Source organism: Ectopseudomonas oleovorans, assembly GCF_029845265.1.
GTDB lineage: Bacteria > Pseudomonadota > Gammaproteobacteria > Pseudomonadales > Pseudomonadaceae > Aquipseudomonas > Aquipseudomonas oleovorans.
The window spans coordinates 43,572-54,437 of record NZ_JAOCLK010000034.1 but is presented as its reverse complement, the minus strand read 5'-3'; the positions used below and the strand labels follow the sequence as shown (position 1 = coordinate 54,437).

The 10,866-nt window shown below is 63.2% G+C and carries 9 protein-coding genes and 1 CRISPR repeat array; of the genes, 5 read left to right on the top strand and 4 right to left on the bottom strand.

Annotation, left to right across the window (positions count from 1 at the left end; translation table 11 throughout):
* The first annotated feature begins 255 nt into the window (after window positions 1-255).
* Both N5J71_RS16490 and N5J71_RS16485 read left to right on the top strand, forming a co-directional pair.
* Window positions 256-597 (top strand): helix-turn-helix transcriptional regulator, encoded by a 342-nt coding sequence (locus N5J71_RS16490; RefSeq protein WP_004425370.1) that lies wholly within the window; start codon window positions 256-258, stop codon window positions 595-597.
* Window positions 597-1,862 carry a type II toxin-antitoxin system HipA family toxin gene (locus tag N5J71_RS16485; RefSeq protein WP_279917243.1) on the top strand — a complete coding sequence of 422 codons (1,266 nt, stop codon included), beginning with the start codon at window positions 597-599 and terminating at the stop codon, window positions 1,860-1,862. Before N5J71_RS16490 ends, N5J71_RS16485 begins: the two co-directional genes overlap by 1 nt.
* 131 nt (window positions 1,863-1,993) lie before the next feature.
* Here the strand turns inward: N5J71_RS16485 and cas3f are convergent, their stop codons facing one another.
* Entirely contained in the window at window positions 1,994-5,344 is a 3,351-nt protein-coding gene (gene cas3f, locus N5J71_RS16480; protein ID WP_279917242.1) for a type I-F CRISPR-associated helicase Cas3f, read from the bottom strand.
* Window positions 5,341-6,309, bottom strand: coding sequence for a type I-F CRISPR-associated endonuclease Cas1f (cas1f, locus tag N5J71_RS16475; RefSeq protein ID WP_004425364.1), 969 nt, complete (start codon window positions 6,307-6,309; stop codon window positions 5,341-5,343). The genes cas3f and cas1f overlap by 4 nt, the downstream gene beginning before the upstream one ends.
* Before the next feature lie 114 nt (window positions 6,310-6,423).
* Window positions 6,424-6,873: direct repeats of the CRISPR family, unit length 28 nt; unit sequence TTTCTGAGCTGCCTATTCGGCAGTGAGG.
* A gap of 263 nt (window positions 6,874-7,136) precedes the next feature.
* Between cas1f and N5J71_RS16470 the strand changes: the two genes are divergently transcribed.
* Together N5J71_RS16470 and N5J71_RS16465 are read left to right on the top strand one after the other, a co-directional pair.
* On the top strand, window positions 7,137-8,099 hold the full coding sequence (locus tag N5J71_RS16470) for a hypothetical protein (protein WP_074855824.1): 963 nt from the start codon (window positions 7,137-7,139) through the stop codon (window positions 8,097-8,099).
* 65 nt (window positions 8,100-8,164) lie between these two features.
* Window positions 8,165-8,812, top strand: coding sequence for an HAD family hydrolase (locus tag N5J71_RS16465; RefSeq protein ID WP_004425362.1), 648 nt, complete (start codon window positions 8,165-8,167; stop codon window positions 8,810-8,812).
* Window positions 8,813-8,886: 74 nt separating this feature from the next.
* Here N5J71_RS16465 and N5J71_RS16460 read toward each other — a convergent pair whose 3' ends face one another.
* On the bottom strand, window positions 8,887-9,117 hold the full coding sequence (locus N5J71_RS16460; RefSeq protein ID WP_013717841.1) for a DUF1161 domain-containing protein: 231 nt from the start codon (window positions 9,115-9,117) through the stop codon (window positions 8,887-8,889).
* 63 nt (window positions 9,118-9,180) lie between these two features.
* Window positions 9,181-10,242 carry an aminopeptidase gene (locus N5J71_RS16455; RefSeq protein ID WP_279917241.1) on the bottom strand — a complete coding sequence of 354 codons (1,062 nt, stop codon included), beginning with the start codon at window positions 10,240-10,242 and terminating at the stop codon, window positions 9,181-9,183.
* 124 nt (window positions 10,243-10,366) lie between these two features.
* Here N5J71_RS16455 and N5J71_RS16450 point away from each other — a divergent pair, with 124 nt between their 5' ends.
* On the top strand, window positions 10,367-10,789 hold the full coding sequence (locus N5J71_RS16450) for a PA0061/PA0062 family lipoprotein (RefSeq protein WP_004425353.1): 423 nt from the start codon (window positions 10,367-10,369) through the stop codon (window positions 10,787-10,789).
* The last annotated feature ends 77 nt before the right edge of the window (window positions 10,790-10,866 follow it).

Sequence of the window (10,866 nt, the reverse complement as noted above, 5' to 3'; positions counted from 1 at the left end):
AAACGGAAATCACTATTTTGCCATCACTCCCGTTTCTCTCAGCTCAAGCCTAGCCATTTGCGCAAAGAAGCTTTTATGCTTCAATCATTCGCATCTGAAGTATTAATGCTGCAAATTAAATTTTATGAGTCTTATAAGCTTCATTTTTAAGTGAAGCATATAAGATTCTTCTGGTTGATTTTGAAGCTTTTAAGGCTCTTCATATCCAATAGAGCCTTATCTGCTGCACTCTGGATAGAGCGAGTGAGGTAGCCCATGCGCAGTACAGTGCTGACCCAGATCAAACGTCGACGCCTGCAGCTTGGCCTGAAAGGTACGGATATGCCGTTGCGGGTGGGGTTGAATCGCCAGCAGTACGGCAAGATCGAGAAAGACGGTAACCCCAGCCTGGCTACCCTGGACAAGATCGCCGAAGGCCTGGACGCCACGCTGATGCTGATCCCCAAGGAGCTGGCACGTCAGGTCGAGCAACTGCTGGAGGCCGGCCCCGCCAGGGCGCAACAGAACTACGCCGTGGATCGCTCGCCATCGTCTGCGCCTGGTGCGGGCGTCAAGGAAACTATCGAAGACCCCTGGCAAGACCTGGGTGACGACTGATGGCCGGCGAGCAGGTTTCGGCACTCAGGTTGACGCTGCATGGGCAGTTGGTGGGTTACGTGGCCGGCTATGCACATAACCGCACGGTGTTGTCGCTGGCGCCGTCGTTTGTTGAGGATGCCAACCGCCCCGCGCTGACCCTGTCACTGGCCAACCCGGCCACTTTCGCGACCCGTGCTGGCAAGAGTTTCCCGGTGGTGACCAATATGCAGTTGCACCCGCTGCTGAGCAACCTGCTGCCCGAAGGCGCGCTGCGCCAACTGCTGGCCCAGCGCTTGAAGGTCCATGAGCACAACGAGTTCCCGCTGTTGGTACACCTGGGCGGCGACCTGCCCGGTGCGCTAATCGCCGAGCCGGTTGCTGCCGAGGCTATCCCGGATGCGGCCTTCGGTGACCGTGGGCGGCTCGACCGAGTGGCGGTGGCTACCGTGGACCGGGTGGCGCATTTTTCCCTGGCCGGGGTGCAGATGAAGTTTTCCATGCACCAGCGCGATGGCCGTTACCAATTGGGGGATACGGCGGCGCCCGGTGACTGGATCATCAAGACGCCCTCCACGGTGCATGATCATGTACCGCTCAACGAATATACCTGCATGCACCTTGCGGCACTGGCCGGCGTGGATATACCGGAAATCCGTCTGGTAGAACTCGACAAGCTCGAGCGTCTGCCGCAGATCAAGCTGCCGGATGAAGGCTATGCCTATGGCATCCGCCGCTTCGACCGGGCCGAGGGCAAGCGCGTGCATGCCGAGGACTTCGCCCAGGTGCTGTTCGCCTATGCGGCGGACAAGTACCAGAGGGCCAGTTACGAACAGATCGCCCGGCTGATCTATCAGAACACCTACAGCGGCCAGCGTGACGTGGTGCAGATGGCTGTGCGCTTGCAGGTCAACATCCTGTTGGGCAACGGCGATGCGCATCTGAAGAACTGGAGCATTCTCTATCCCGATGGCGTGAACCCGGTGCTGTCGCCGGCCTACGACATCCTCTTCACCAAGGCCTATATCCCTGCCGAGCAGCACTACGCGCTGAACATGGCGCAGACCAAGCAGTGGTATGAGGTATCGCTCGAGCACTTCCGGCGCTGGGCCAGGCGCGCGGATCTGCCGGAGTCGCCGATTCTCTACAACCTCAAGGCCGCCATCGATAAGGCTCGCGCGCTATGGCCGGCAGCCCTGCGCGATAGCCCCATGCATGAGGCGCACAAGGCCGTATTGCGTGAGCACTGGCGGGCGCTGCATGGGGATTTTCGGATTGATAGTTAGCTGCTGACATCACGGTTCCTACCCAACGGAGTCGCGGCTAAAGCCCCTCCCACAGGTCTTCAATGCTGTGGGAGGGGCTTTAGCCGCGATGCTGTAGCCCTGCTACACGCCGCGCAGGGTGTAGGGGAATCTCACCTGCGTTTGGCAAAGCCCAGCGCGGGGTGAAAGCGCCAGCCGCGCTCGCTCTCGGGCAGACTGACGGTGCCGAGGCGCTTGGCGCAGCCCTCCAGACTCATGTCCAGCTCCTGTGCCAGTTCAGACAAGGCCTGGAGGTAGTCGGTAGCACCCCAGGGGCTGATGCGCGGTCCGGCCAGTTCGCTGTCGGCGATGCGCTGGTGCAGGCTGTTTTCCACCGGCACGTAGATTTGCTCGTAGCGGCGCTGGCCGGGGTCGATGCGGTGTAGCTGGTAATCCTCATCGTCTTCGTCCGGCAGCAAGATCAGCTCGACCTTTGGCTGGGTGTCGAGGCGAAAGGGTTGCTGCTGTTGAGCAATGGCAGTGAGGTGTAGCAGCGGCTGGCTCCAGCCGTCATGGGCATTCATTTCACCCGATGCGCTGCTTTGTCGCCGCAGGGCGCGGGGTGACAGCGTGGCCGCTTGTGGTTCGGCCTTGTGCAGCATCCAGTCCTGCAGGCGGGCGTGTTCCAGGTCGACCAGATTGTTCTTAGCATCGAGGGGCGCGGGGCGTTCGAGAATGCGCGGGCGGGCGTCGATCCGTTGGTATTGCTCGGCTTCCAGCAGCCTGTCCAGACGATGGCTGTTCAGCCGCCAGGGGTGTTCCGTCTCGAAACCGGGTTTGCAGAAAGCTGGCTGGTCGCGCCGTTCGGCATGGCGCAGGTTGCTGTCGAATATCTGCACATTGGTTGTGCTCCAGGGCTCGGGGCGATGGCGCCGCACGCGCCCGGCCAACTGGATCAGCGAGCGCATGGAGGAGGGTTCGACCAGTGCCCAGTCGTAATCATGGTCGCGGCCCACTTCGGTGACCGGCGAGCCGAGCACGATAAACAGCTGCTCCGGCTCGTCGAAGCGCTCCAGGCGTTGGCGAATCTCCGGCAGTGCGAATACCGCATCGGGCTGCTCACGTTTGAGGGTGGCATCCAGCCGACTCTCGATGGCCGAGCGCAGCAGCAAAGGAAATTGCGAGTGGTAGACGCACAGGTGAATCCGCGTGCCGGCGGCCGCACCCAGACGGAACAACGCCAGGGCCACATCGAACAGGGGCTCGATATTGGCCATGCGTACCATGCCGAAGCTTACGCGCTTGCCGCTGTGCGGGTCGGTTGTGGCGTTGGTGTCGTGCAGGCTGCGGGCGGCGGTCAGTATCTGCTCGGCGAAAGCCTGGCGAATCTCCTCCGGGCGCTGGCTGGCAAAGCGCAGCGGCAGCAGTTGCGCCTGGCGGCGCGTGGGCTGCGTCGCGAGCCAGGCGTGGCGGCGTTGGGCGAAGTCCAGGTGGGCGGCGCTGAAACTGGCGCTGTCGCTACAGTCCAGGCGGCTTTGTCGCTGTTCATCGACCCAGGCACAGGCGATGGCCGACAGCTCGCCAGGGCGTTCGCCACGATGATGCTGATACTCGACACGCCCGGCGCGATAGGCCTCGAACAAACCCTGGATCAGGGCAGGCGGCAGGGTGGCCGAGGACAGTAGCACGCGGCTGCCCAGCAGCCCGGCCCAATGCACCAGGCGCGCCAGGGCCGGCAGGTCGGCGATATCGAAATCGTCCGGCTCGTCGAGCACCAGGTCGCCGCTCATCAGGCGCAACATGGGCGCTATCTGTCGCCCGCCGCGCTGACTCTCGGTGGCAGGGGTCAGGTGGTCGATGGTGCAGACCAGTACCGGCGCGATCAGCAGGGCGCGCACCTGGGGTTCGTGGATCACCTTGTTGAGCAGCGGATGGGCGTCCACATTGCCGTCGAAGCGTACATGACCATCGTCTTCGAACAGTGCCTGGCTGGAGGCCGAGCCGCTGCGTTCGGCGAGCGCCTGCTGGTGCTCGAACAAGGTACTGTTGGCCGCGCCACCGACGCGAATGGCCAGGTCATCCTCGTCCAGTCGAAGGCGTTGGCGGAAGGCGCGCCCGGTTTGCAGGGTCAGGCTGCGCAGGCCAAGGGCGAAGGCACAGCGCATGCCGCGCTCGGGGTCGCTCAGGGCATACATGATGCGTGCATTGCCCAGGGTCTTGCCGCAACCGGTGGAGGCCATATTGACGATGAACGCACCGTGCCGAGCAGCCTGTTCGCGCATGCCGGCGGCCAGGTCGAAGGCCTTGTCCTGCCAACGAAAGCGTTCGTTGCCGCTGCGCTTCTTCAAGCCCTTGTGCCGGCTCAGGCGTGGCAGGCTGCGCTCGAAGTCGGTCAGGCGATGGCCGATCAGCCCGGCATTGGCCTCGACCCCCAGCAGATGTTCGTCGAGGCCCTGGTTGAACTTGCCGCTTTTGCGCTCGGTATTGGCCCACAGCGGATAGTTCGCCTCGCCCTGCACCCGGCCTGGGCCGGTGAGACTGGAATAGTGGTGGTCGGCGAGCATCAGGTTCAGGCGTGCCAGGTGCATCAGGTAGGGGCTGCCTAGCCAGTCGCGCTGTGGGCGGCGTGGCAGTAGGGCGAGCAGACGTTGGGCCTGCTTGCTGGCCCGTTTGCGCCAGCGCTCGGTGGTCACGGGCAGGCCGTGGGGGAAGTGCCAGTAAGGTTCGATCTGCGCCCTGTCCTGGGTGGTGCAGTGCTCGTTCCAGCTGGCGTCGATATCTCCTGGCAGGTTCTTCAGCATGCCCAGCTGGAAGTGGCGGATCTTGCTGCCCAGGCGCGTGTCCTCGCTGGGCATCAGGGGCAGGCGGTGATGGGTCAGTACCAGCCAGGCCAGGGCGGCGGCCAGGGGCGGTAGGTGGCGAAAGGGCTTGTCGCAGTCGGGGTCGAGGCCGTCGCGTTGCAGGCGGCTCAACCAGCTGGCGTCATCCTGCTCGCTGGGGTTGGCCAGGCGCGCCAGCCAGGTCGGGTCGTCGTCGTTGCCGACGAAGGCCTGGAACAGACGCAGCGATGTCCATTCGTGGCGATACAGGTTGCGCTCCATGGGCGCGCCAGGTTTGAGGCGATTCTGGAAGGCCAGGCTGGCTTTGCCCAGATCATGCAGTAGCGCGGCCAGGGTGCTGAGCAGGTGAAGATCCTCGGCGCTGTGCCAGTCGTTCTCGTCATCCTTGCGCAATACGTCGCGGCGGGTGCTGTTGGTCGGCACCGCGCCCTGAGCGTTGAAGCGGCTGGCATCGCCGACTATCCACAGCAGTTCGCTGTGATCCTTGCCGCGGATCCAGTGGCAGGCCACGGCGGTATTGCGCCTGGCGCTCTTCTTCAACAGCTTGCGCAGGGTATCCAGCCCGGCCTGGGTGATCGGCGTTTGCCAGGTGCGCTCGCCGCGGCGCTCGGCGAACTGGTCGAGGATGCGCCGGCTCTCCACCAGGGCGCGTTTGTCGCACTGGGCGATCAGCAGCACATTCATGCGCCAACCTGCTCGGCCACGGCCTTGAGGGTGTCGATCATGAAGTCCAGTGACTCGCCACGGGTGAGGTTTTCGATGCAGGCCTGGCGAAACTCCTGTTCCTCGTCGCCGCGCACGGCGCTGACGAAAGCTTGCGGCAGGATGGTCGCGTCCTTGACCAGGTCGGCCACGTCGAACACCAGGCCGCCGCGCCGCGTCTTGCCGTGCAGCACGGCCAGGCCATGAGGGATGCCGAGCACCCAGGTGGCGCTGGCGGCCAGGCCGTAGGCCAGGTAATTACCGTGGTCGAGAAAACGGTTGGCCGGGTCGCCGCCGGAGCCGTGCTTGGCGCGGGTGAAGTCGCCATAGCTGACGGCACGGGCGGCGAGGGCGAACAGTTGCTTGCTCAGGCGGGCCTCTTCAGTAAGCAGGAAGGTGTTATCCGGTGCCGCCATGATGGCGCGCTGCGAGGCATCGAGGGCATTTTCCAGGGCAGTGGCGTCGACCTGGAAGCCGGCATCCTTCAAGGGCCGGCTATGCAGCCAGCCCTGGCGGATACGTTGCAGGCGCGCCAGTTGAAAGGCTTTGGCCGCCTCCAGGCGCTTGCCGTCATCGAACCAGAACCCTACCCACTTCTGCAGGTACTCGGTGGGGCGGTACTCGCTCTGCGGCGAGAACCAGGCGACCTCCACGTCCATCTCGTTGGCCGAGAACAGCGGTGTGCCGCCACCGCCACAGAAACCCACCAGCACGCCGGCCTTGGCCAGCTCACGCATCGCCGCCTGGGTGATCGAGGTGCCGGTGCCGAGGAGGATAGTGGTGGTGTTGGCGATGGGGATATTCCAGTACAGCGACTGCTTGCCTGCGTCGGTCACGTACTCCACCCGCCCACCGTTGACCAGCACCCGGCAGTGCTGCAGGTAGTAGAGGTTGGCGCGTTTGGAATGGAGGATGGTCTTGAGGTCGGAGGGGCTGATGTCGTCCATGAGGGGCTCCTGAAACAATGCTGGCAGTTAAGCCCTTTTGCTTGTGGCTGCCAAGTGGCGGGCTGCCTATACGGCAGTGAAGCTCAGTCCGCAGCGACTCGGCCTCTGCGTGCATTTCTGAGCTGCCTACACGGCAGTGAAGTTGATGGTGGCCGACGGGCGTTTGGCCGTGATCTTTCTGAGCTGCCTACTCGGCAGTGAAGGAGAAGATCAAGCCACGCGCCGCGCACATGAATTTCTGAGCTGCCTACTCGGCAGTGAAGGGGCGGGGCGTAGAGCTGGGCGGATTCGACCATTTCTGAGCTGCCTACTCGGCAGTGAAGGAAAACCCAGCTGGTGATGAAAGCGTGGGACGTTTTCTGAGCTGCCTATTCGGCAGTGAGGATGCTGTTCGCCTTTGATGACGGAGTTGGTCATTTCTGAGCTGCCTATTCGGCAGTGAGGTGTCGTAGGCTCGTCGAAGCCTGGTTGGAACTTTTCTGAGCTGCCTATTCGGCAGTGAGGCTTGGCGATAACCTGCATCGCCGTCTGGCTCTTTTCTGAGCTGCCTATTCGGCAGTGAGGTAGGCGCGATAGCCGGCAAACTTGCATCGCTCAAGGTATGGCGGGATTCGGTGGTGGTTGACCATTTTTTCTCGTCATCCGGCAACTCATTGATTTTTAAAAGACGATTTGTCCGTCGTAGAAAAATGGGTATGGGCATGCCTTGTAGGTGCTGACCGTTGTCTGGCCATACCGCACAGTTCTGCCATCTCGAGCTATTGCCCTGCTGGGAGGGGCGGTACTCTCGCGTTTCGATGGATTCAGACCTCGACAGGGAGTACCTCATGAGCCAAGCCAATCCCTTCGAACCTTTGCCGGCTGCGGCAGTGAATTCCAGTCCGGGCGAGTGGCCGGCATTGCCGCGCCACGTGGCTTGGGTTGCCTTGGCGGTCGGGGTGATCGGCATTGTCATCACATTGATTACCTGGGGTCGGATCGATGAGGTCGACTACGTCAGTTTGTTGCGTCAATCGGTGTCGTTCTGGCTGAGTCACCTGCTGCTGTCGGCGTTGGCCGCTTACTGGTTGACGTTGGTCTATCTGGAGCGCAACGGCCTGGCGGACTACCCGCAATCCGCGTCGCTTATGCTGGCCTATGGCGTGGCCTGGTTCCTGGTGTCCTGGGCGCTGGGGTATGCCCTGAGCTACCTGCACATGGGGCTTTACGAGCATTTCGATCATTACGGCGCTGGCGGCCTGCTCAGTGTTGGGTTGTGGTGGCTGGTCGGTCTGTTGCGTTTTACCGTCGAGGCGTTGTTGACGTTGTGGCTGGTGCTGCATCTGTTTCGCCACCAGGCCAGGCCGGCAGAGGCTGCCTTGCCGGTGTCGGCGACCACGCTGGCCTGGTGTTTTGCGTTGGGCATGGTGGTGGTCAACCTACAGTTGAATGCACTGGTGACACGCCTGTCGATGGGCGGTATGGCAAATGAGGTGCTCGACGGCTGGGCGGGGTTGAGCGGGCTGGTCAGCGCCGGCTTGTCCCTGCTGGTCGCCTTCTTCGCCGCACGTTCGGTGTTGCCGTCGCAGATGCTGGGGTTCAAGGGTGGTCGGCTGGCGCTGGCCTGTCTGATTACCTTTGCCTTGTGGTTCTGCAGCGGGATGCTGGGCATGATCCTGGTGCTGGCAGCGCTTTGGTTCGGTTTCGCGGGTAGCCTCGTGTTGCTGGGGCTGTTCGCTTTGCTGCAGCTGGCGCTGCTCTGGCCGTTCACTCGGCTGGGGCTGCGCTGGGGTTATCGGGTGCATGCCTGAGCGTGAAGTGGGCGCTGAAGGCGGGTATCCTTCGCGGCCGTTCCGATTGCGAATAGGCGCCCGCCATGCATCACTCCACCATTCTCTTCGACCTCGACGGCACCCTGACCGACCCGCGTGAGGGCATCACCCGTTCGGTGCAGTACGCCCTGACCAAGCTGGGCATCGATGAGCCGGACCTGGCCGCGCTGGAGCATTTCATCGGCCCGCCCCTGTTGCAGTGCTTCATGGCCACCTACGCGCTGGATGAGGCCACCGGCTGGCAGGCGGTCAATCACTACCGCGAGCGCTTCCGAGTGACCGGGCTGTACGAAAATCGTGTATTCGACGGCGTGGAAACTCTGCTCGAGGCGCTGGTGGCGCAGGGCCGAACGCTCTATATCGCGACCAGCAAGCCGACGGTGTTCGCCGAGGAAATCGCCCGGCACTTCGGCTTCGACCGCTACTTCAAGCGCATCTACGGCAGTGAACTGGATGGCACCCGCACCAACAAGGTGGAGCTGTTGGCGCATCTGCTGGACTCGGAACGACTGGCGCCCGGCTCGGCACTGATGATCGGCGACCGCAAGCATGACCTGATCGGCGCACGCAGCAATGGTTTGCAGGCGGTGGCGGTCGGTTACGGCTTCGGTAGTCGTGAGGAATTGCTCGGCGAGACGCCGGACTTTCATTTCGAGACGCTGGAGGAAATGCGCCGGGCATTCATCTGCTGAAAACTGTAGGAGCGAGCTCTGCTCGCGAATGAAATCGAAAGCTTCATGAGCAAGCTCGCTCCTACAGGGGTGTATCAGCCGTTGCGCTGATAGACGATCTTCTTGGTGCCGCCGTCGCAGCTGCCGACAACCATGCTCTGATCCTGAACTTCGTCGTTGGGCACGATTTCCAGGGTGTAGCTGGGCACGTTGTTGGCCTGAATCTTCACTTCGATTTCCTGCTTGAGTTCTTCGCAGGGCTTGGGCGCGGCCAGCGCGCCGCCAGCAAGGAGCATCAGGGCCAGGGCGGGAATCAGTCGTTGCATCGCTTGTACCTCCGGTGTTGGGCGAAACCTGAGTAGGTTAGACTGGCAATTTGCCCCGCAGTTCTAGTCGTTTTGCATCAGGCTTTCCAACGCGGCCCGACGATCCGCTTCCGGCAGCCGACCGAGCGCGGCCACGGCGGCGTAGAACGCTCGCCAATCCCGGCCCTCGCGCGTGAACAGTGCCGCGAAAGCCGGCACCCATTGGTCGTAGAGGCCGAAGGGCAGCAGCTTGGCGTTGTTCAGCGGGCTTTCGATCCAGGCGTCATAACGACCCTGGCCGCCCCATTCGCGCTGGCGCAAGGCGCGGTAGTCGCGGCGCAGGCGCTCGAACTCGGTTTGCTTGGCGGCGCGCATGGCTTCTTCTGACAGATTGCTGGCATAGAGCTGACGCAAACGCTCGCGGCTGGCCAGCACCAGTTCGATGAACTGCTGGCGCTGGCGCTCGTCGCTGGCCGGCGGCGTTTCACCACGGGCCGCGTGCCACTGACGCAGCCCCTCGCGTTCGACGAAGGTGGCGAAGGACTCGTTGAAGGCGGTATCGCCGGGCAGGTAGTACTGCTGGTGCGCCAGCTCGTGGAAGATCACCGCGATGAAACGCTCGTCGCTCCAGCGCAGCATGGTGTTGAGCAGCGGGTCGTCGAACCAGCCCAGGGTGGAATAGGCCTCGACACCGCCGATGTAGGTGTCCAGGCCCTGCTGACGCAGCAGCGCGGCAGCACCGCGGGCTCGGCCCTGTTGATAGTAGCCGCGGTAGGCGACGCAACCGGCGATGGGAAAACAGTGCAGCTCGGGGTCTAGCGAGAACTCCGGCGTGGCGAACACATTCCACACCACGAAGGGACGCTCCAGGTCGGCGTACAGGCGATAGCTGCGGTTCTCTGGCAACTGCAGGCTGGCGCTGGCAAAGTCCCGCGCCTGTTGGCTCAGCGTCAGGCGCCTGGCCAGGTCGGGGTCTGTCGCAGGGTTGCTTAGCAGCCGTTCGACTGGCTGGCGCGCCTGCAGCAATTGCCATTGGCCCTGGCCAAGATGGGCGTAGTAATCGAGGGTCGAGCAGCCGCCCAGCAGCAGGGCGAGCAGGGGAACCGCGTAGCGGCGCAGCAGGTCTTTAGGGAAGGCGTTGGGCATGTCGTCACGCTAGCTGATCGCAGGGGTTGTCTCCAGCCCCACTGGTTCGAATACGCCCGTTGCGCCTCGGTTTTGCCTGCCTCCCGATGTAGGCTGGTGTCTGAACCCTGCCGTGGAGGTCGCCATGCGCGCCCTGTTTCTCGCTCCCGCCCTGATGATGCTCGGGGCCTGTGCTTCCCCCCTGCCCAAGCCCGACCCGCAGCAGGCCTGGGTCGAGTTGTATTCCAGCGCCGATACCTTGCTGATGGCCGACCGCCTGGACGGCAAGCGCTGGCCGGATGGCCGCTACTTTCAGGTGACGCCCGGCCGGCACGAGCTGCAAACGCGCTTTCAGTTCGAGGTGCGCGGCGGCGGGGGGCTGGGCATGATGAGCGAGCCGTTGCGCATGACCTGCGAGATTCGTCTGCGTTATGACGACTTCGCGGCGGGACAGCGTTATCGCATCGAGGCGCGCCAGCAACTGATGAAGGCGCAGGCCTGGCTATATGACGAGCAACGCAACGTGTTGGCGCGTGGCGAGGTGCTGCGTTGCGGGACGGCCATCTAGGGTCTGTTGCCGTTTCGCGCACGGCTCGCGTCGAAACGGCAACAGACCCTAGGCCAGGGCTGATCCGCACGGCGCAC

Excerpts from the sequence above, each read along its gene's own strand:
- cas3f (WP_279917242.1), bottom strand. The coding sequence starts at position 5,344 with ATGAATGTGCTGCTGATCGCCCAGTGCGACAAACGCGCCCTGGTGGAG.
- N5J71_RS16490 (WP_004425370.1), top strand. The coding sequence starts at position 256 with ATGCGCAGTACAGTGCTGACCCAGATCAAACGTCGACGCCTGCAGCTT.
- N5J71_RS16460 (WP_013717841.1), bottom strand. The coding sequence starts at position 9,117 with ATGCAACGACTGATTCCCGCCCTGGCCCTGATGCTCCTTGCTGGCGGC.
- cas1f (WP_004425364.1), bottom strand. The coding sequence starts at position 6,309 with ATGGACGACATCAGCCCCTCCGACCTCAAGACCATCCTCCATTCCAAA.
- N5J71_RS16465 (WP_004425362.1), top strand. The coding sequence starts at position 8,165 with ATGCATCACTCCACCATTCTCTTCGACCTCGACGGCACCCTGACCGAC.
- N5J71_RS16485 (WP_279917243.1), top strand. The coding sequence starts at position 597 with ATGGCCGGCGAGCAGGTTTCGGCACTCAGGTTGACGCTGCATGGGCAG.
- N5J71_RS16455 (WP_279917241.1), bottom strand. The coding sequence starts at position 10,242 with ATGCCCAACGCCTTCCCTAAAGACCTGCTGCGCCGCTACGCGGTTCCC.
- N5J71_RS16470 (WP_074855824.1), top strand. The coding sequence starts at position 7,137 with ATGAGCCAAGCCAATCCCTTCGAACCTTTGCCGGCTGCGGCAGTGAAT.
- N5J71_RS16450 (WP_004425353.1), top strand. The coding sequence starts at position 10,367 with ATGCGCGCCCTGTTTCTCGCTCCCGCCCTGATGATGCTCGGGGCCTGT.